The following is a 20,989-nucleotide window of genomic DNA, read 5'->3' as shown; positions in this document are numbered from 1 at the left end:
TTTCTTTTCCATTCTATTATAGAAGGAAGAAATTCGTAAAAATTAGCAATGTGGTTTTGATTCTCTAGCATTTTTCATAGGATGCTAGAAAATTTTTTTGTTAGATATTTTAAAAATGTAAGTGTATATTCTGTAAAGAAAAAGAGGAGAAATGTAATGAAGCGAATGATTGCATCAATATGTGTAGCAGGAAGCTTATTAATAGCACCTATACAAAGTTTTGCAGGAGTAAATACAGGTGGAAATCAGCAAATTATCGTAAAAGATGGCTGGGTGTTTGAACAAAACAATTGGTATTACTATGTGAATAATGTGCCGGCAAGCGGATGGAAAAAGATTCAAGGAACGTGGTATTACTTTGAGAGTAATGGCGTAATGAAAACAGATTGGTATTTTGATGGAACGAATTGGTTTTATATGAATAGCAATGGTGGAATGGAGACAGGATGGAAAAAGGTTCAGGGAACATGGTATTACTTTGAGAGTAATGGCGTAATGAAAACAGATTGGTATTTTGACGGAATGAATTGGTTTTATATGAATAGCAATGGTGGAATGGAGATTGGTTGGAATAAAATAGGCGGGGCATTGTATTACTTTGAGAATAGCGGTGTATGGGTTGCAAGCAATGATGCTGACTATTTATATACAATAGGAGAAAATCAACAGCTTATTCTTGTGACGGCAAATGATTATGGAACTAGTAAGGCAGAAATTCAAACATTCGAGAAGCGAAATAATAAATGGTATCCAGTGTATGCTGCTATGCAAGGATATATTGGACGTAATGGATTTGCTTATACAATGGCAGAAGGAGGAAAAAGTTCTCCGCGCGGTAAATATACAATTGGAACAGCTTTTGGTCGCTACGGTAATCCAGGAACAAAACTACCATATCGACAAATTACATCAAATGATGTTTGGGTGGATGATTCTAATTCATCTTTATATAACACGTGGCAGCAAAAACCAGCAAATGGCCGTTGGAGCAGTGCCGAAAATATGAATATTCCTCAATATGATTATGGGTTTGTGATTAACTATAATACAGAACGAATAGCTGGAGCTGGCTCGGCGATTTTCTTCCATATTTCAGATATGTATACATACGGTTGCACAGCAATATCTCGGGAAAATGTTCTTTCTGTTTTAAGATGGTTAAATCCTGCTAAAAGTCCTGTGATTGTACAAACACCGGAGAGTGAACTGAAATATTATTAAACGAAAGAAAGAGTCCGTCAGTGGGGGACTTACTGCCCACGAATAGCGGGGATTAAAGAGTGATATAAAAAAGAAGGTGGTACGATGATATGATCCCCTTATTGTAGACAGTAAAAAGAAAGCACATTAATCTGTTTACTATGGAGGGGATTTTTCTATGGGCAAAATTAGTGTTTATTTAGGAAAAAGAATTTTTATTAAAATAAAGTTTTAGACCAGAAAGTTAATTTGAAATTTTGATAATGAAATGTTATGTAGGCTTCATGTATATACGGGATCTAATAGTTTTATGTATCTTAAGTTGGTGTTATATTCAAGCAAAAAACGAGTAGGGAGACAGAACTATGGATAAGCAAGTTGTTATTGAGGAGCATACACCAGAATGGGCACTACAATTTAAAGAAGAACAAAGGATTCTAAACAATATAAAGGTGTTTTCACATATGGAAAACACCTTTTCAAGCTAATTGAAACTACCAGCTAGCCACCTCAACATCCGCTTTTAACCATTTTTCCCAAAGTGGATCTTCTATTTTAAGTAAGCTTAATGAAGTGCCTTGCATGTCTAAGGAGGTTAGATGGGTTCCGACTTTGACAAATCGAATATCTAATCCTTCAAGCTCACACAAACGGCGAATATCATTTGCGAAGATATACTGTTCCATTAATGGAGTAGCACCTAATCCATTAATCAAGATGGCAAACTTATCACCTTTTTTCCAGCGGTAAATACTTTTGAGCTTATTCATAAGCTCGATTGCCAATTTTTCAGAAGAAGATAATACTTCTTTTCGGTATCCTTTCTCTCCATGGATGCCGACTCCGTAAAAGACTTCATTGTCTTGTAAGGTAAAAGAAGCCTTTCCTTGGATAGGGTCGGTTGCTGGAGAGAGCGCAACTCCTAATGTATGCAGATTCCGAATAACAGAATGGCCGATGCCTGTTAATTGTTGTAATGAATAGCCTTCAAGAGCTGCTGCTCCGAGTATTTTATGAACGAAAACCGTACCAGCTACTCCTCGTCTTCTTTTATTAAAGGAAGCATCATCTTCAATGGAAACATCGTCATTCACAATTACATGATCAACAAGTCTTCCTTCTTCTTTTGCTAAAGATTCAGCAGTTAAAAAGCTTTCCACGTCAGCTTGAAAGTTTTTAATGATTAATAGGACGCCCTTGTCTTTGGGTACTAAGCGAATAGCCGCTAATAATTGTTCTGGTGTAGGAGGGGTGAAAATTTCTCCATTGACTGCCGCTGAAAGCATGCCTTTTCCGACATAACCAACATCAGCTGGTTCATGCCCGCTACCGCCGCCACTTATAATGGAAACATCTTGCCCAATTTCGGCAAGGTCTTTCTGATAAATGATGTTGTGTTCTCGGTTATAAGATATTCTATCGTTATGTTCAAAATAAAAACCATGCAACATATCTTGAACAATATTTTGAACATCATTCATAATTTTTTTCATTGTTTTTCCACCTTATGATTTGTCTGCTGATTGCTTTAGTAAAAGGACTAATTGGTTGTTTATCATATTTTTCATCATCGAAGACATGATAGACGGATCAATAGCGCAATGATTCTCAATCCAATCTTTTATTGTCCCAACAAATCCGTGACTATAAAAAGAGGCCAGTGTATCTTTTTTCACCGCAGAAATTGCTAATTTACAGCCAATTAATAGTTCATCGATGATTTTGAGATATAAGTTTTTCGTATGTTCAAAGAGATAATAATTAAATGAATTTTGCTCGATTACTTTAAATGCATTTCGGTAGAAGCATTGGTTTTGGTAAAAGTAATCAAATAATAGGTCGAAAATATTTTCCCATTTTTCATAATCAAGAAAGTCTATAATATTCTCTTTTGTTTCTTCTTTATAAATCCAACTTAACAATTCAAATTTATCTTTAAAGTGATAATAAAAAGTTTGCCTGCGCATCTGACAATTTAACATAATGTCACTCACGGATATTTTATGGAAAGGTTCAGTTTCCATTAATTTTTTTAATGAGTTGGCTATGATTTTTTTTGAAATGATAGAAGAGGTCATTATAATCATCCCTACAGCTTTATTCGTTTTTAATAATTAACATCCTACCTATAAATGAAGTGGGTGTCTTTAGACAAATCGTTCATTTTGTCCGTTTACCATAAAACGCTTTCATTTTACTATAGTTAATAAGAATGCGCTTTCGAATATATCATAATTCAGAAGAGAATGTACCGTGGCAGGAATTTCCTATGAATTAATAAAATTATGGAAGTGTGGATACGAATTGGTTTGCGAAGCATGTAACAAAACTTATAGAGGAGGAATAACAAATGAAAAAAATTGTAAATAAACCTGAAACTCTCGTTATGGAGATGTGCAATGGGATGGTTATGGCTCATCCGGAACTCGAGTTATTAAAAAAGTATAAGGTCATTAAGAAAAAAGAAATGAACGAAAATAAGGTAACTTTAATCAGCGGTGGCGGTAGTGGACATGAACCGGCACATGCGGGGTTAGTAGGAAAAGGAATGCTGGATGCTGCGGTATGCGGAGACGTATTTGCTTCTCCGACGCAAATACAGGTATATCAGGCAATTAAGGCAACAGCTAGTAAAAAAGGTACGCTACTAATTATTAAGAATTACAGTGGAGATATCATGAACTTTAAAAATGGTGCTCACTTAGCTACGGAGGATGGCATTCAAGTAGAATATGTCCGCGTAGATGATGATATTGCGGTAGAGGATAGTCTTTATACAGTAGGGCGCCGCGGTGTTGCAGGAGTTGTGTTGGTACATAAAATAGCCGGTGCAGCAGCGGAAGAAGGTATGGATTTGATGCAGGTGAAAGCTGTAGCGGAAAAAGCAGCGGCAAATGTTCGAACAATTGGTCTCGCATTAACTTCCTGCACGGTTCCGGCGAGTGGATCACCTACTTTCAAATTAGGTGAAGATGAAATGGAATATGGCGTTGGCATTCATGGAGAGCCAGGCAGAAAACGTGAAAAAATTGCGACTGCAGACGAATTGGCTTTACGCATGACAAATGACCTTGTGAAAGATTTAGAACTAGATGAAGATGCTGAAATTGCTGTTCTAGTAAATGGATTTGGCGGTACACCGCTTCAAGAACTGTATCTGTTTAACAATGCAGTTACGAGAGAGTTAAGTAAAAGAAATATACGAATCAATAGAACGTTTGTCGGTAATTATATGACGAGTATCGATATGGCTGGAATTTCTCTAACAGTGATGAAACTAGACGATGAGCTGAAGACATTGCTATCGAAAGAATGTAATACACCTGCGTTTAAAGTAGATGGACCAATTGAGAGTGTAGAATACGTTGATATTGCGGAGCACGAAGAAGAGAAGCCTGTTTTCTTTGAGACGGAAACAGCGGAAGAACATGCGATCATTAAAAATGAGGTAATCACATTAAATAATATGATTTATCTTATAGATAAAATGAGCGAAGTTATTATTAAGAACGAAGTGCCATTCTGCGAATTGGATACGCATGCAGGTGATGGTGATTTTGGAATGAGCGTTGCGAAAGGATTTAAACAATTAAAGCGTGAATGGAGCTCGATTTTAGATCAAGAACGTTTAAATATAGGGACTTTCCTTGATTCGTGCTCTATGGTGATTATGGAACATTGCGGAGGAGCTTCTGGTCCAATTTGGGGTGGAGCTTTCCGAGCTGCAGGTAAGGCGATGGAAGGGAAAATGGAATTAACAGTTGGAGAGTTTGCTGAAATGTTGCAAGCTGCACTTCATGGTATACAGTCTATCGGTGAGCGCTCTTTCGGAAGAGGAGCAGAAGTAGGCGATAAGACGCTTGTAGATGCGCTTGTACCTTGTGTCAATTCTTGGTCAGAAAGTGCTGCAGCTGGCGTGGACTTTAAGACTGCTTTTGAAAAAGGAGCAGAGGCTGCCGTTAAGGGAGCAGAATATACAAAAGAAATCGTCGCTCGAATGGGCCGCGCTGGTACGGTTGGTGAAAGAAGCTTAGGTTATCCTGATGCTGGTGCCTTTGCATTAGGGATTATATTTACGGAGCTTTCTCGCAGCCTAAAATAATGGCAGTTTGGTGTTTCTGGATACTGGAAACTCTCAATTGTGTAGGTGAATAGAAGGAAAATAAGAAAGAGGAAAAGTCCGATAAAAAAGGTACCTTATGAAGCAGTAGGTACTGAAAAAGTGTTTGCTTTGAAAAAATAACACGCATTTTATCAATATGTTGAAAAAAAGGAGCTCATCACCTGTATATAGTAGGTGATGGACTCCTTTTTTTTATGAAGTGGACTTTTTCAGTGGCCTCATGAAGCAGCAGGTACCTTTTTTGTTTTTATATTGTCTCATTCAAACTAAACGTTTTGTAATTTCTTCTCCAACAGAACCCGTTAGAAATATATACATGAATAACTACATATAAACTCCGTATCCCTCTAGATAAACTACTGAATATCTCCATACAGACTCCAGATAGCGTATATAGAATAAAAGCTATCAAGGAGGTTAGAAAAAATGAATTTTATAAAGTGAAACTTTAATCAGTGGGGGTTTTCTTCATCCCCCACTGATTATTAGTTGAACGAATCGGGCTTTTACGGGCAGTTGATCCCCCACCTAACTTCTTTGCTTTCGCTGAATTTTGAGGTGGGGGTCTTACTGCCCGTTAATGCGGGATAAAACGAGCAATTCTCAGTATGAAAAAACGAAAAGAAACATCATTCATTTTGGTGGTAATCTTTTTGATTGTTACAAATTTAGTGCTGGCAGGATTCACAATCCAGCATGCATCTCAAAAAGCAACTGATGCTGCAAGAAAAAAATTAGGGGCTGATGTTGAATTATCTCCTGATTTTATGGGCCTAATGAATAGTGGAAAAGAGGATGAATTTACTCCTCTTACAGAAAAATTAGCCAAATCAAAGTATGTTAAAAATTATAATTATCTTTTGGCATCTGGTGGAACTGCTGATGGATTCCAGTATATCGAACCATCTGGATCCGCAGAAGATAATCCTATGTCTAGTATGTTACAAGGAAACGGTAATCTATCTCTACAAGGTGTAAGAGAAAGTGGTTTGTTTGAATCGTTTAAAAATGGGAAAAGCAAAATGGTAGAAGGAGCGAGTAACAATGAATTCAGAAGGAAAAACATTATCAACAGATAACGGGTACTCCTAGTTCATTTGGGGTTCAAACATAGCAAAACTTCCTCTTGCTAGGTCATCGGGATTTCAAACTCTCCGGCATGATTCTCGTACAATAAAAGGCATTGAAACCATTCATGCCCTATACAAACAAAGGCGAAGTCTTCAAATAGACTCCGCCTTTTCGGTGTATAACGAATTACAGGAATTGTTGCATAACCATTTAACGATGCAACCCTAGATTCTCTATGTTTTGGGTAACTTTGCAACAGAACCTTTATAAAGCTATTTTGTCGCTTTTCGTCCTACTAATACCCAGTACAGAGATAAACTGAAAAGGGTAACGAGTACGAGGATGAATAGGATATTACTAAACATGGAAGCATCCAAATTACTTGTAATCCCTATGAAGCTTTTTCGCATTGCGGAATGGTCCATCATTGCCGCTGTGTAGGCAATTCCGATTGACATCGCGACATTAAGTGTTAAATTATAAAATCCGATTGCTGTTCCTGTTTTTTCTTTCTCAATTGTACAAATGCAAGAATCAAGTAATGGTGCATACATGAATGCAAATGAACTAGAGAATAGAACCATAGATATTACGAATACAACAACAGAAGTGTTTATAAAGAATCCGCCTAATAGTAAGCTGACGATAATGCTAGACATAGCGAGTGTAATACATTGCTTGCTTCCCATAACTTTTGCAACTTTTCCAGAAAGAGCTCCGACTATAGTAGCTGCTATATAGCCTGGAATCAATAGTAGGGAAATGGTATCTAGCTGTAAACCATAAATCTTTTCAAGCAAGAATGGGAATAAGAAAATGTATGCTAACTGTACAGAGTAAATTACAAAAGCAACGCCAAGCAATGAGATAAACTGTTTATTTTGAAAGAATGAGATTCCGATAAACGCTTTTGAGTTCTTACTGATATAAGTAAGGAACAAGGCTATTGCAACAATAAACAAGAGAAGGTACATCCAATTGAAATCTGAAATATATAGTAGTAGGGATGCTGAAATGATTCCAACTAGAAATAATCCTAATACATCTACATTACTGTTTTTCGCTTCTTCCTTAGGAAGATACTTTAAAATAAAAGGAAGAGTGAAAAGTGTTACTAAAGAAAGTAAAAATAGAGTTGTCCAATGGAAATATGTTGAAACATAACCTCCAGTTAATGCACCGATAAGCTGTGAAAGAGCAAAACTGCTTGTACTTAATCCTAAAAATTTCTTTTGTTCATTTGCAGGTAAATGTTTTGTTACAAATATCACATATAAGGTTTCAGCTGATGCTAAACCGGCAGTTTGGATAATTCGTGAGATAACAACTAGTAAAAACGAGTGTTGAAAAATATACCCCATGGCTGAACCGACACATATTAAAATAATACCAATGCTAAAAAGTTTTCTGATACTAACGGAATCCGCTAAAGCTGCGTAAACCACTGCCCCAATTCCAATTACAAGGCCAGCTAGGGTTGCTTGCCAGCTAACTGTTGTCACTGAAATGTGAAAATCCTTTGCCATGTCAACAGAAATAATCTTAAACGAATTGTCAATTACCAAACATAATAGAAATAACAGTAAGGTAACGGGTACTGCTTTCTTAGCACTATATTCCTGAGTTTTCTTCATGCTCACACCTTCATTGATTGTAGACATAGCTATATTCCTCTTTTCTTGTTATTCAGGGAATTTTCTTCCTGAGTCATGATTGTCTGGCCTTTAACTACCAATTGATCCTTTTGTAAAGGATGGTTTCAGTAATTTCTACACCTTTTGTTTCATATGCGAGGCTTCCTTGTGTACAGTTGTACCGATTTTTGTTCGTTCCTTCTTATGGGGTTTAAAAAGGAACCGTTTTCATGAACAACCAAAAACATCTTACCTTTTGATTACGCTTTCATGGTGATGCATAATAACTCCTTGAACTATATAATATTGTCTGGTTATTTAAAAACTTGTATGCACCCGAATATTGAAAAGGATATCATGCCTTTCCTTCTTATGATGCTTACAAGGAAGCATTTTCATGAACACCAAAAACATCTTACCTTTTGATTACGCTTTCATGACGATGCATGATGACTCTTTGAGATATACAATATTGTATAGTTGTCTAAAAACTTGTATACATCTGAACAATGAAAAGGATATCATACCTTTCCTTTGCTCACAACCCATCTTTCTTTTGGAATTTGTCTTTTTTGTTACAAAAAAATCGCCCACCCATTATAATTGTAAGTAACCACACAAACAAAAAATAGATTACTAGTGAGTTCAGAAAAACCTATTCGAAAGGTCACCTTTGAACAATTAGCACAAGTGGTAAAACAAGTAGAAAAACAGGTGGAACAAGCGAAAACGGAAGTAGAACAGGAACAAGATAAGGGAGCAAAAAAAGAGAAAAAGAAAGTGTATCAAGAGAAACGAAAAATACATAAGAAACTGAAAGAAGACTATTTACCACGACTACAAAAATATGAGTCACATCAAGAGACTTTCGGTGATCGTAATAGCTTCTCGAAGACAGATCCAGATGCCACGTTTATGAGAATGAAAGAAGACCACATGAAAAACGGTCAACTGAAAGCTGGATATAATGTGCAAGTAGGAACAGAAAATCAGTTTATTGTAGGATACTCTCTTCACCAAATTCCGACAGATACACGTTGTTTCATACCGCATTTGGAGAAATTAAAAGAAGCACTTGTTTGAGGGCAAAACTTCCAAAACAACAAAACCCACGGAGAAAATTTATTTTCTCCGTGGGTTTTAGTCATTTAAAAGAACCTTTGAGGCAGCTCCTTCTAAATTAAATATAGAACTTTATCGCTTATAGCTCTCCACGAATGGAAATTTCTAAGAGATAATGGATTGTTCATTCGATTATTTAGATGCTTTAATCCTAATTTGACTAAATTCTATTGGTATATAGTATTTATTATAAACCACAGGGTATTTGTCGCTGATATATACACTTTCTAAAATTAAATCAAATTCCTCCCCGTGGAAAATTTGGTATTTTAATGACGGAGTATTGGCGGAATTAGAACGTTTAATTTCAATGGTAGAGGAGTTAGCCAGTTCATATACTTTCTCCTCCAACATTTCCAATACTTGCTTCTCGTTATGTAAGTCAAGGTTCAATTTGGAAACGGCTTCTATTGGCATCATAGTAAAAGCAAAAGCTACTATCTTATCGTGATTTTTATACCAGCGTTCCAACGCAACCACTGCAGTCATCTGTTGATTTAATACTTGCATTGCATAGTCCGTTACTAGGTCAATTCGGAAATTAAGTTCGATATCATCTATTTTTTCCGTATAGCATTTATATAAGGGATTCCCCAGCTTCTCTAAGCCATCGCTACTTTCATTATGATGAAATCTTGTAATGAAATTTCCTTTTCCATGGATATTTTTAACCAATCCATCTTCTTGTAAAAGTGCCAAAGCATGTCTTAATGTCATTCTGCTCACACCAAATATTTTGGCCAATTCGGGTTCTGTTGGAAGTTGGCTGCCTAGAGGAAATGTTCCATCCATGATTAATTTATACAATTGGTCATACACAATGACGAATAGTGGTTTTTTTTGTTTATTGAGTTCATGAAGTTTATTGTTCATTTTCTTATACCCCTATAGTTTTTCAAATTCATGACGATAAATTCTATTTCTTCTCGTTTTATAGTAGTTTATTTTCTTTTTCTATTGTAGCTTACTTTTTCGCGTAAATTAATACGCTTTCAAAAATTCATTATAATTTGCACTAGGTGTATTTGTCACTCAAAATGAAGATGAACGATATTGCGGACCACATCTTCATTAATCAAGATTACGAATTTCAGTGGCTTGCGTTACATGAAGAAGAGGATGATGGGAAGGACTTCTGTTATGACCTTCGAAATCAAGCGGGTATTTTAGCAAACGGAACAGTTATCCCTTGTTGTTTAGATGGTGAGGATATTATCAATCCTGAAAATATTACCGATGCTTTATTTTCGGATATTACTGAAGGTACGGGAATAAAATGAATGAACTATTGTAATGCGAGGGGCAGTTTTATAGAAAGGGCCTTAAAATTATATATTTAGAAGATGGTTTCGGTATTGCAACGAAGCCATTTTTTTCTAGAGGATATAAGTTGTTTTTGATATATTAATAGTTGGGAAATACAAATAAGGGGTAGAGATGCAGAAATGGAATTATTTGATTATTATAAGCGGAAAGGGAAGTTTAAACTCTTTATCGGAGCCGGTATTTTTCTATTTGCGCTGTGGTGTGTATATGGGACTTGGGGATTTGTGAATTGGGGACAGATTATCTTTATTGTTCTTGTTTCTTCTGTCTTTTTCGGAATTGGATTTTGGCAGGTAAGAAAAGGAAATTTGATACAAAAGAATACTGTTAAAAGTAATGTAACGTTTTGGGATGTTGATACGTTTGTCGTATTAGAATTACCTAAACGGAACAAGCAATTTGGTTTATATCATCCTGATGGGGGATATGTTGCTGGAACAAAGATCATTTCATCTAACATTCTTTTTTCAGTGATACCTTTTTTAAATAATAAAGATGTTTATGGATTAGAAACGAGTACCGGGGAAATTCTTGCATATTTTCATACTGAAGCGGACGGGTATGATTGGGTAATCTATGATTCGAATTATAACCAGATTGGTATGTTTAAGGAAAAGATGATACAAGGATTTACCATGATACGTGGTTCCTTGATGACTGATAAAGCCACAAAGTTGTCCGATGTAGAAGTCGAGTTTGATTTTATTCAAAGTACTCTCCGCACAACAGATGGACGTACATTAGCAATCGGTAAGCAAGGGTATATGCCTATAGAATGGAGCGAAAGGTTTATGGGATTAAATGTGCCTACTATTACATTAGGTTCCAATGCGTCTAAGAATGAAAAAATGCTAGGTCTAGGAGTGCTCCTCTATAGTTTATACACAATTGAGATTCGAAAAAATAGAGCGAGTGTTTAATAGGAAAAATAAAGTGAAACTTTAATCAGTAGGGGTTTTCTTCATCCCCCACTGATTATTAGTTGAACGAATCGGGCTTTTACGGACAGTTCATCTCCCACCTAACTTCTTTGCTTTCGCTGAATTTTGAGGTGGGAGTGTTACTGTCCGTTAATGCGGGATAAACTAAAATGATTAGAGCAGAGTCCATGAAAGTGATTCTGTTCTTTTTATTTATGAATCCTTACAAAACTGTCACCTTTCTGTAAGGTTATGAGATAGTTTATTACCTTTTTTAATGTAATAATAAAGACATAAGAAATGTTAATCAAAATTATAAATTGCAGGAGAGTGTCAGTAATGATTGTAACAACAACGTCTGGAATTCAAGGGAAAGAAATTATTGAGTATGTTGATATTGTAAATGGTGAAGCAATTATGGGTGCCAATATCGTCCGCGATTTATTCGCTTCTGTGCGTGATGTTGTAGGTGGCCGTGCTGGTGCATATGAAAGTAAATTAAAAGAAGCTCGTGATATTGCAATGGAAGAAATGAAACAACTTGCGAAGCAAAAGGGAGCAAACGCAATTGTTGGCGTTGATGTAGACTACGAGGTTGTTCGTGACGGAATGTTAATGGTTGCTGTAAGTGGTACTGCTGTACGTATATAAAATAAAAAAAGCATCTCATGAAATGATAGGATCATCCCCTTAGAGTAGACATACTCTAAGGGGATTTTTGTGGTTATCCCTTCTTATTAATCTAGAAAGAACAACGTTTTTAACAATAATGGGTAGTAAATATTCTTAAGTTGATGGATGTGGCGGTACCTCTATATGGATCGTTTATATGGATTTTATTAAAAAAAGAGGTCCTTAAAAAATAAAAGGATCTCTTTTTTTGGTTTAGGGGTATAACTAAATTGGTATATTCTCACATGTTGGAGTATATTATAAACTTCACTGTAAATTATAGTAGATTATACATATGTATTTTCATGTAATATTGCATATAAAGTATTTAGATCTAAATAATCAGGAAATCGTTTACATTGAAAGCGTTTTCTTTTATAATGATAATGGGTTGGATGGCACGAGTGGCTGTCATGGTATTTAGCGTAGGTGGGGCTAATACTATAAATAAAATATTATCTTTTTACCATTATTATTTTTTACATATACTGTTTTTTTACTTTAAATAATATTTATTACATGAAAGAAGAATCTCTTCATAGGACCTGAAGAGATTCTTTTGATTTTCTAGATATATTGTTGTTGATATGGTTTCATTTTAACAACAAGTAAACAATGGAGAAGTAAGGGAATGCAGTATAGATTCAATATACAAGCATTCCCTTGCCCTTGTTATATAGATGATTTTACTTTTTGTTGATGAAAGTATCAAACAAGTAAAAAAGCTAATCTAAAAAGTCGGTTCCTTAGTGTGCAAATTTCCGAAATATGGGTTTTATGATTTGAGTACTAATTGGGATTTTTTATATTGAGATTTCCTTAACGTTGTAAATCCGCATTTTCCTAACGTTACCCGTTTATAAAATAAACATGATCTAAACGGATGACCTATCTATGTGAAATGGCGTGAAATGACTCGGTACAAGCGTTGTCATACGGACACAATATTGTAAGGTTTTAACTAAGTTGTGTCCATATGACTATATTAACTTTAAGGCATGTTAATAAGGGATACGGTTTTACCATTCGCTAAAACTCATAACAGTATAAAAATACATTAAGGTTTGCTTTTATGGAATCAAGATAAATTTCTTTTTCATTGATACGCTCAAAGTGTTGACTGTCATAAAATCCATAGTTACATCTGTTATCCGTATATAAATATAAAGATTTTACATTCATACAGTTCATATAATCATACAAATGATTCATTAGCGCCTTACCAACTCCAAGGCCTCTTGATTCTCCTGATACAATAAATAACTGTATACACCCTTGAAAATCATCTTCTTTTTCTTGGATAAGCTCTTTATATGCATCTTGAACCTTTGCGAATTCTTTCATGAATTTTTTATTTTCCTTATTAGCCATGAATACTTTAAGCATACTATAGGTAAGACTTAGAGTATTATGAGCTTTCTTTAAACGATTTTTATCTTTTTTGGAATCGCCCAAAATAACGCCGATAATCTTATTGTCTTTTTCTGCTACTTTGTTAAATGAACTTCCTAAAATACAACTTTGCAAGTACATGTTTAATACTGAATCTAAAAATTTTTTATCCTCGATAAATTCATTGAAACCAAATGCTTCACCAATTAAAATTTTAACAGCTTCATAATCTTCTTTAACTAGGTTTCTATATATTACTTGGTTCATGTTTATAAACTCCTCTTTATATATAAACTCCAATTAAAAAAACGACATAAAAACCTTTCTTCTTAGGTGGGCGAGAGCATCTGGCCATGCATAGAAGCGGTCAGGGCCTATTTTTGCCACATGCGAAGTAAAAGCAGAAATAGCAAGCGAGCGTAGGTTACTTTTTATTCTGTGTAGCAGAGATTTAGATGTCGAGAAATTAAAATGGATTTATATAGTATTTTCTTGTGAATATCTTATTATGATAATAAAGTCTCTTCTAAGGGTAGAGTCAACGGTGGTATAAGAAAAAATATAAAGGAAGTGATTATAGTGAAAAATTTATTTTCGATTGGGGAAGTTGCTAAAATAAAGGACATTACAATAAAAGCGTTACGATATTATCACAAAAAGGGGATACTTATTCCAAGATATATTGATGAAACAACAGGTTATAGATATTATTCTATAGATCAATTTATTCATATAGATATCATAAAAAGCTGTCGAGAGTTAGGGACTAGTATCGTAGAACTTCAAGAGATTTTTAAGGGCTGTGATACGGATCAATTACTACAATTTTTACAATTAAAAAGAGAAGAAGCAGAAGAAAACATAAAGAAAATGCAAGAAATCATCAAAACCATTGATAGCTTACATATGAAGGTAGAGACTTCTAAAGATATAGTCAATAATGATGAGATATCTACTCAGTTCTTTGCAGAGCGGTATGTCATTGTAGCGCCATGTAAAGAAGTAGGAAGTTTACAGGAGTTACTTTCCTATTCAGATTTAGAGAAAATCATTCAAGAGAAGGAAGGAAAAATGTCAATGGAAAGAGGAATCCTCTATAACGTTAATACAGAGTGGAATGTAGAACCAAAGTATGTTTTTAGTGGATTTCAAGGGGAGTTTAATATAGAAGCTGAACAAAATATAAAAATATTACCAAAGGGAAAGTATGTAACTTTAGCCTATAGTAAAGAGAATGAAGAGGAACGTAGAAGAAAAATAGTTAAATATGTGAAAGAAAATAATTTAAAAATTAAAAGTGTTATTGAAGTGGAGTTACTTAATGATTTCTTTAATACAGAATCCTATAGTTGTCAAATTCAGATGTTTATACAGAACTAAGGTAAACATTGCTACATCACTATCCAAGTCATGTGGCGAAGCATCGGAACGGGTACCTAATTTCTTTAAGTACCAACCTTTGCTACCGAAATGCATATCATCGGTTTCTTTTTTTATCAAAGGTTGTTGGTTTTATAACTGAAAATATCAACAAGAACATATGTTTGTTTATTGTGAGTTTAATGTTATAATTATATTAAATTAATTTAGAAAAGAGGGATTAAATTGAGTGAGGTAAAAAACATAATTAGCAATTTTAGTCATTATTCATCTTGGTTAAGCACTTTAGAAGAAATTGATGATACATTATGGTCTAAACCAATAGCCGAAGGTAAGTGGTCTGTAAGTGAGATAATAGCCCATATTATGAATTGGGATAATCATCTATTAAAGGAAGTCCTCCCATCTGTACAAAATGAAAAGGGAATGGAGTTTCCAAATTTTGATACACATAATAAAAAGGCATCAGACTATGCAAAATCAGGAATATCACAGTCAAAACTTCTTGAAGAAGCAAAAAATACAAGGGAACTACTTATAAAAGAACTTAACGAATTTCCAATCGAAAAGTTAAGCAAGTCATTAACTGCAAATGGTGTAACTCATTGTCCGCATACTGGAGCACCTTACTCACTTATATATATTGTTAAGGAATTTACAGACCACGATAACCACCACAAAGGACAAATTATACAATTCTTAAGGGGAAATAATTTGGACTAATTCAAGTTGTTTTTTTGTCTTTCTCACCACGTTTTTTGTCTTTCCTATGAGCGATTTCACGATGACCTTTTAAAGATTATCGAAAGAAAGCTTCGTCGCTCACTATGATGCCTTGTAATTGATTAAAACCAAGACTTCCTAATGCGTTCAAGATTTTGTGTCTCCAATATATACGAAAACAGCCTTTATGAAAAATAAAAAAGAAGCAACGCAAAAACAAACGTTACTTCTTCCTTGTATTAGTATTAAGCCGACTCTTTCTTCATTCTCTCAAGCAAACTAGCCAACACATGCGTACGATAGGATTCTAGTTTTTTACCTTCATAAGTACGGATACCTAATTTTTTTAGTTCTTTTACATACCAACCTTTGCTACCGAAATACATAGAATCGCTCCCCTTCAAATTTGTTTTTTTATGTGTTCTGATTGTTACTTGGAGGTACGGGAAATAGATGAAGGAAATGAATTTCGTTTGAAAATGGTTAACTTTGGTGCAAAAGACATATATACTAAGGGTAGTATATAACGAGGTGAGCACGACGTGATTATAGAGAAGCACGAAATTCAAATTGACCAAATTACGAGCGGAAAGGTGAATATATTTACTTTCTACCGAAATAGAAAGCAAATTGACGATCCGTTTTTACGATTGCAAGAGCCATCGCTTACGGCTAACTACTATTTCCATTTTCATTTGGATGCAGAGAGCCTGAGTCTTCTGCAGGAAGAGTTTCCTAGCGTATATCCGTACGACGGGAATGGAACCATTCACGACTGGACGGAAAAGATGAAAGATGAATTGCAGCGCCAAATTCAAACTGGAAAGTGGAACAGACGCGTGCGTATTGGTAACCGGATTCTAGATGTGGTATTTACGTGGTGTGATGAAGATATAGAATGAAAAAGAAGCGGATGACGCTTCTTTTTTTAGCGCTGGAATAAAACGAGTTTTCCCGCTGAAGATGTGCAGCGATGTGTGTGCTTATGCAATCCCTTTTCTTGTAAAATGGATGCTCCTTTTGATTTCGCTTTTGCTTCTGTTGCCGCCTCGAATGATTCGTCTAGCATTTTTGAACCATCTTTTTCAAAGACTGTTAGAACGTATACTCCCATGAAAATTCCCTCCAAAAATTAAAATCAGAATCTTATAACTATTTTGTCATAAATCGCTAGAATATGCAAAGAAATATATGACATAGCGTGGTAAAATAGAGTGAAACTTTTATCGGATAAAGAAAGGATCGTTTATTTGTGAAACAAGTAAAGTTTATACATGCGGCAGATTTGCATTTGGATAGTCCGTTTAAAGGGATGGAAATGAATGTGCCGTCATCTGTTTGGGAGAGAATGAAGCAAAGTACGTTTCAGTCGTTTGAGCGTATTATCGATAAAGCAATTCAAGAGCGCGTTGATTTTGTATTACTAGCAGGAGATTTATATGATGCGGAAACGAGAAGTCTTAGGGCGCAAGTGTTTGTGAGGGAGCAGATGAAGCGCCTTTCGCAGTATGAGATTCCGGTTTATATCATTCATGGTAACCACGATCATTTAGGGGGAAGCTGGGCAGCAATTGAGTTTCCTGAAAATGTTCATGTGTTTGCAGAGCCATATGTAGAAGAAAAGCCGTTTTATAAAGATGGTGAACTGCTTGCATCTATTTATGGGTTTAGTTATTTGCAGCAGGCTGTAACGGATAATATGACGGCGCAGTATGCAAAAATGAGCGATGCGCCTTTTCATATTGGCATGCTTCACGGGAGTGTGGAAGGCGATGCGGAACATAATCGCTATGCGCCGTTTCAAATTCGTGAGTTAAAAGAAAAGGGATTTGATTACTGGGCTCTTGGGCATATACATAAGCGAGAGATTTTAGCAGAGGAGCCGTATATCATTTATCCAGGCAATATACAAGGACGCCACCGGAAGGAAACAGGAGAGAAGGGGGCGTATCTTGTTGAGATAACAGAGCAGGGAACGGTGTGTTCATTTTTCGGTGCGGCGGATGTAGTTTGGGGAGAGACGGAAATTAGCATTGATGAATTGCAAACGGTTGATGACCTTATGATAGCTTGTACGGAAGTGATGAATGAATGGCGTCAGGAAGAGGAAGGAACTCTTTTGACAGTTGTATTCATCGGACAAGGACCATTATCTCCTTATTTGCGTGATGAAAAACGTGTGGAAGAGATTTTTCATATTTTAGCAGCGGGAGAAGAACGAAGAGATTTTGTGTATGTGATGAAGTGGAAGAATGAAACGGTTTCATTTGCAGAAATCCAGCGATTAAAAAAGGAGAATCATTTTGTTGGTAGTGTATTGCAAGAATTGGAATCATTTACGAATATGGATACGGTGCTCAGGACGATTTGGACATCTTCTGTTGCGCGTAATGTAATTGAATCCTTTTCAGATGAGGAAAAAGCAGAGATTCAAAAGGAAGCGGAAAATATTATATTAGAGCAACTATTCCAGCAAGAGAGGGATAAAAAATGAAAATTGAAAAACTCCATATTTATGGTTATGGAAAATTAGAAAATGTGGAAATGGATCTTTCATTGCTGACGGTGTTGTACGGTGAAAATGAAGCAGGAAAATCAACGATTCGTTCGTTTATGAAGAGTATTTTGTTTGGGTTCCCAATAAGGGGACAAAGGCGTTATGAGCCGAAAGAAGGCGGAAAGTACGGCGGTAGGGTGACTGTTATGACGGAGCAGTATGGGAGACTCAAAATCGAGCGCTTGCCGAAAACGGCTGCCGGGGAAGTAACGGTTTACTTTGAAGATGGAAAAACAGCTGGAGAAGAAGTGTTACAGACTGTGCTGAGCGGGATGAATGAGAGCCTGTTTGATTCTATCTTTTCGTTTGATATGCACGGTCTTCAAAATATTCATCATATTGGAGAAGCTGAAATCGGAAATTATTTATTTTCGGCGAGTGCAGTTGGGAGCGATGCTCTGCTGCAGTTAGATAAAAAGTTAGAAAAAGAAATGGAGCAGCGTTTTAAGCCAAATGGTCGTAAGCCTGAGATCAATACGTCACTTCAAGAAATAAAGAAGCTCCAAGAAAAGCTTGGGGCGTGGCAAGGGAAGATTGGTACGTATGAAAAGTTAATGGGGCAGTTAAAAGAAAATGAAGGGCGTCTTGCTCATATTCGGAATGAAAAAGAGATGGCAGAAAAGCGTAAGCAAGACTATGAAGTATTGGCTGCATTGCAACCTCTTGTGATTGAAAAACATGCATATGAAAAAGCGCTAGAAGAACAGAAGAATCCGTTTCCTGTTCGAGGAGTAGAACGTTATGAAATGATAAAAGTAAAACTCGAGCCGCTCGGGGTGCACTTGGATTCCATCCAAAAAAGGATGGAAATGGTGCAAACGGAAGTGGATGGGGTAGAAGTACAAGAAGAGCTCTTGCAAAAGGATAGCTATGTAGAAGAACTTCGTATGCAGCATATGTCATATGAAAATGCACGTCAAGAAATGCGCGATATTACAGTAAGTATTGGAAATATGAAAGAAGAGATAGAAGAGCTTGAGCAGCAAATTGGTGCTACTTTTGAGAAAGAAAGTGTGCTTTCATTTGATACAAGCCTTGCAGCGAAAGAAATGATAACGCAAACTGTGCAAAAGGCAAGAGAATTAGATAATCGGAAAGAGCAGCTTGATGAGCGCTTTAAAGTGGCCCAGGAGCAATTAGAAGAACAGGAAGAGAATGTAGGGCACATTCGAAAGCAGATGTTAGCGGATGAAGAGCGACAAAAACTTGTAGAAAAGGAAAAATCGTTTCACGGTGCAGGTTTTATAGGTACTAGCAGTAAGTATGAAGAAAGAATGAAAAATGCGCAGGAAAAGAAAAAGCGTTGGCAGAAAGTTTGTTTCCTTTTGTTAGCTATTAATACAGTGATTTTGCTGACAAGTGTATTTTTAGATAACCGTGCGCTGTTATTTACGAGTGTTATCGTCTTTGTCCTAATTGTACTTGCACTTGTTTTGTATAAAGATACTTCTTCCGATGGTTTACAAGAAGAACTGCTCTCGCTGCAGCAAAGTGCAGGCGGAAGGCAAAATGAAGAGGCGCTATCCATTCGTTATCAATTAGAAAAAGATGAAGAAATCCGTAAATTATTTGAGCGAGAGTCTTATAAATTACAACAAATTGAAAGAACCTATGATAAAGGTGTTTCTGCATATGAAGAATGGGAGCGAGATACGTTTCATGTGGGAGAGCAAGTGGATACATATAATGCGCGTTATTCTTTCCCGACTTTTTATACATATGCACATGTATTGCCGGCATTTGAACGCATTGAAAAGATGCAGCAGTTATATCGTGAGGTAGGAAAGCTGGCGGAGCGAAAAGGAATATTATATGAAATGATTTCGCAGTTTGAACATAGACTAGAAAACGTTATGGAAAATACAGATTTTGATCATCTTCATATGATCAGTAATCGTATTCAAAAGGAAAAAGAAAAGAAACAAAAGAGGGAGCAGCTTTTAGGGAAGCTAGCTGATTGGAAAGAAGAACAAGCACTATTACAGCATCAAGTAGAGCAACTTACATTAGAAAGAGATGCGCTATGGAACGTGGCAGCAGCTACTGATGAAGAAACGTTTTTAGAAGCGGGCAAGCGAGCAGAAAAGCGTGAAGATGCAGAGAAGCAAGTAGAGCGGCTATCACCTCAGATTGACATGTTAGAAAAACGTTTAAAGAGCTTATCATTAGCGGAACACTATCAAGTGGAAGGGTATGAAGGAAAACTGAAGCAAGAAGCGCTTCATATACAAAAATTCCTTTCGCAAGAGAAGGAACTGACCGAGCGCATTGCGGAGCACCGTGTGGAAATTGCGAACTTAGAAGAAGGTAGTACGTACGGTGATTTACTCCATGAATGGGAAATGAAAAAGTCTCAAGTACGTGAGCAAGTGAAGAAGTGGGCGGCGTATGCAGCGGCAAAAACAGTATTAACAAAAACGAAGCAATACTATCATGAAGTGCAGCTGCCGCGCATTTTACAAAAGGCCGAGGAGTATTTTGTATATTTAACAGGTGGTCAGTATAGTAAGATTTTTTCACCATCAGAAACAGAGCCGTTTATTGTAGAACGGAGTGATGGTATTCGTTTTTATAGTCATGAACTCAGTCAAGCGACAGCGGAACAGCTCTATTTATCATTGCGCTTTGCGTTAGCGCGGACGTTTGAGCATGATTATCCATTTATTATTGATGACAGCTTTGTGCATTTTGATGCACTACGAACAAAACGAACAACCCAGTTAATAAAAGAAATTGCGAAGGATAGACAAGTGATTTTCTTTACATGTCATGCCCATCTATTATCATTCTTTGCGGAAAAACAGATTATAAAATTAACACATGAGCGTAAAGAAAATAAGGTGTAATGTGCTATACTAAAAGTACTTAA

17 protein-coding genes and 4 pseudogenes are annotated in these 20,989 nt (G+C 36.0%); 13 read left to right on the top strand and 8 right to left on the bottom strand.

The annotated features are described in order from the left end of the window. Positions 1 to 156: 156 nt before the first annotated feature. On the top strand, positions 157 to 1,221 hold the full coding sequence (locus MHH45_RS11155; RefSeq protein WP_088094083.1) for a cell wall-binding protein: 1,065 nt from the start codon (positions 157 to 159) through the stop codon (positions 1,219 to 1,221). 344 nt (positions 1,222 to 1,565) lie between these two features. Beyond that, entirely contained in the window at positions 1,566 to 1,688 is a 123-nt protein-coding gene (locus tag MHH45_RS11150) for a hypothetical protein (protein WP_003205188.1), read from the top strand. Positions 1,689 to 1,694: 6 nt separating this feature from the next. On the opposite strand, the gene dhaQ is transcribed toward MHH45_RS11150, so the two are convergent. Next, the gene (gene dhaQ, locus MHH45_RS11145) at positions 1,695 to 2,693 is read right to left on the bottom strand and encodes a DhaKLM operon coactivator DhaQ (protein ID WP_088094084.1); all 999 of its coding nucleotides are present in this window, start codon (positions 2,691 to 2,693) and stop codon (positions 1,695 to 1,697) included. A 12-nt stretch (positions 2,694 to 2,705) separates the two neighbouring features. Continuing rightward, positions 2,706 to 3,278 (bottom strand): dihydroxyacetone kinase transcriptional activator DhaS, encoded by a 573-nt coding sequence (gene dhaS / locus MHH45_RS11140; protein ID WP_088094085.1) that lies wholly within the window; start codon positions 3,276 to 3,278, stop codon positions 2,706 to 2,708. A 272-nt stretch (positions 3,279 to 3,550) separates the two neighbouring features. Between dhaS and dhaK the strand changes: the two genes are divergently transcribed. Next, the gene (gene dhaK, locus MHH45_RS11135; protein ID WP_088094086.1) at positions 3,551 to 5,302 is read left to right on the top strand and encodes a dihydroxyacetone kinase subunit DhaK; all 1,752 of its coding nucleotides are present in this window, start codon (positions 3,551 to 3,553) and stop codon (positions 5,300 to 5,302) included. Between the two features lie 629 nt (positions 5,303 to 5,931). Beyond that, positions 5,932 to 6,100, top strand: a pseudogene (locus MHH45_RS28055) (ABC transporter permease); the annotation flags it as partial. A gap of 566 nt (positions 6,101 to 6,666) precedes the next feature. Here MHH45_RS28055 and MHH45_RS11125 read toward each other — a convergent pair. Beyond that, positions 6,667 to 8,055 carry an MFS transporter gene (locus MHH45_RS11125; RefSeq protein WP_088094087.1) on the bottom strand — a complete coding sequence of 463 codons (1,389 nt, stop codon included), beginning with the start codon at positions 8,053 to 8,055 and terminating at the stop codon, positions 6,667 to 6,669. 777 nt (positions 8,056 to 8,832) lie between these two features. On the opposite strand from MHH45_RS11125, the pseudogene MHH45_RS11120 reads away from it, so the two are divergent. Then, positions 8,833 to 9,031: pseudogene (locus MHH45_RS11120) on the top strand (IS5/IS1182 family transposase); the annotation flags it as partial. Positions 9,032 to 9,282: 251 nt separating this feature from the next. On the opposite strand, the gene MHH45_RS11115 reads toward MHH45_RS11120, so the two are convergent. Next, on the bottom strand, positions 9,283 to 10,023 hold the full coding sequence (locus MHH45_RS11115) for a GntR family transcriptional regulator (RefSeq protein ID WP_016113611.1): 741 nt from the start codon (positions 10,021 to 10,023) through the stop codon (positions 9,283 to 9,285). A gap of 179 nt (positions 10,024 to 10,202) precedes the next feature. Between MHH45_RS11115 and MHH45_RS11110 the strand changes: the two are divergent. From MHH45_RS11110 to MHH45_RS11100, 3 genes and pseudogenes are all read left to right on the top strand, one after another. Next, positions 10,203 to 10,412, top strand: a pseudogene (locus MHH45_RS11110) (SPASM domain-containing protein); the annotation flags it as partial. Between the two features lie 183 nt (positions 10,413 to 10,595). Further along, positions 10,596 to 11,396, top strand: a complete 801-nt coding sequence (locus MHH45_RS11105) for an ABC transporter ATP-binding protein (RefSeq protein WP_140386034.1) — start codon at positions 10,596 to 10,598, stop codon at positions 11,394 to 11,396. A 339-nt stretch (positions 11,397 to 11,735) separates the two neighbouring features. Next, positions 11,736 to 12,047: a heavy metal-binding domain-containing protein gene (locus MHH45_RS11100; protein WP_088094088.1), complete on the top strand. Its 312-nt coding sequence runs from the start codon at positions 11,736 to 11,738 to the stop codon at positions 12,045 to 12,047. Between the two features lie 1,050 nt (positions 12,048 to 13,097). Here MHH45_RS11100 and MHH45_RS11095 read toward each other — a convergent pair. Continuing rightward, the gene (locus tag MHH45_RS11095) at positions 13,098 to 13,727 is read right to left on the bottom strand and encodes a GNAT family N-acetyltransferase (RefSeq protein WP_088094089.1); all 630 of its coding nucleotides are present in this window, start codon (positions 13,725 to 13,727) and stop codon (positions 13,098 to 13,100) included. A gap of 282 nt (positions 13,728 to 14,009) precedes the next feature. Here MHH45_RS11095 and MHH45_RS11090 point away from each other — a divergent pair, with 282 nt between their 5' ends. Then, the gene (locus MHH45_RS11090; protein WP_088094090.1) at positions 14,010 to 14,840 is read left to right on the top strand and encodes a MerR family transcriptional regulator; all 831 of its coding nucleotides are present in this window, start codon (positions 14,010 to 14,012) and stop codon (positions 14,838 to 14,840) included. A gap of 225 nt (positions 14,841 to 15,065) precedes the next feature. After that, positions 15,066 to 15,563, top strand: coding sequence for a DinB family protein (locus MHH45_RS11085; RefSeq protein WP_088094091.1), 498 nt, complete (start codon positions 15,066 to 15,068; stop codon positions 15,561 to 15,563). 10 nt (positions 15,564 to 15,573) lie between these two features. Here MHH45_RS11085 and MHH45_RS11080 read toward each other — a convergent pair. Together MHH45_RS11080 and MHH45_RS11075 are read right to left on the bottom strand one after the other, a co-directional pair. After that, a pseudogene (locus tag MHH45_RS11080) lies at positions 15,574 to 15,732 on the bottom strand (IS1595 family transposase); the annotation flags it as partial. Between the two features lie 76 nt (positions 15,733 to 15,808). Continuing rightward, entirely contained in the window at positions 15,809 to 15,949 is a 141-nt protein-coding gene (locus MHH45_RS11075; RefSeq protein ID WP_016113618.1) for a YflJ family protein, read from the bottom strand. Positions 15,950 to 16,105: 156 nt separating this feature from the next. Here MHH45_RS11075 and MHH45_RS11070 point away from each other — a divergent pair, with 156 nt between their 5' ends. After that, on the top strand, positions 16,106 to 16,465 hold the full coding sequence (locus MHH45_RS11070; RefSeq protein ID WP_016113619.1) for a hypothetical protein: 360 nt from the start codon (positions 16,106 to 16,108) through the stop codon (positions 16,463 to 16,465). Positions 16,466 to 16,491: 26 nt separating this feature from the next. Here MHH45_RS11070 and MHH45_RS11065 read toward each other — a convergent pair whose 3' ends face one another. Continuing rightward, positions 16,492 to 16,677, bottom strand: a complete 186-nt coding sequence (locus MHH45_RS11065; protein ID WP_088094092.1) for a YhzD family protein — start codon at positions 16,675 to 16,677, stop codon at positions 16,492 to 16,494. A 138-nt stretch (positions 16,678 to 16,815) separates the two neighbouring features. Here MHH45_RS11065 and MHH45_RS11060 point away from each other — a divergent pair, with 138 nt between their 5' ends. After that, entirely contained in the window at positions 16,816 to 18,057 is a 1,242-nt protein-coding gene (locus tag MHH45_RS11060) for a metallophosphoesterase family protein (RefSeq protein WP_016113620.1), read from the top strand. Further along, complete coding sequence (locus tag MHH45_RS11055) at positions 18,054 to 20,966, top strand: ATP-binding protein (protein ID WP_088094093.1); 2,913 nt, start codon at positions 18,054 to 18,056, stop codon at positions 20,964 to 20,966. Before MHH45_RS11060 ends, MHH45_RS11055 begins: the two co-directional genes overlap by 4 nt. Positions 20,967 to 20,989: the final 23 nt, after the last annotated feature.

It is taken from the genome of Bacillus sp. FSL K6-0042 (assembly GCF_038006685.1).
GTDB lineage: Bacteria > Bacillota > Bacilli > Bacillales > Bacillaceae_G > Bacillus_A > Bacillus_A pseudomycoides.
This window is presented reverse-complemented; position numbering and strand designations above follow the sequence as displayed.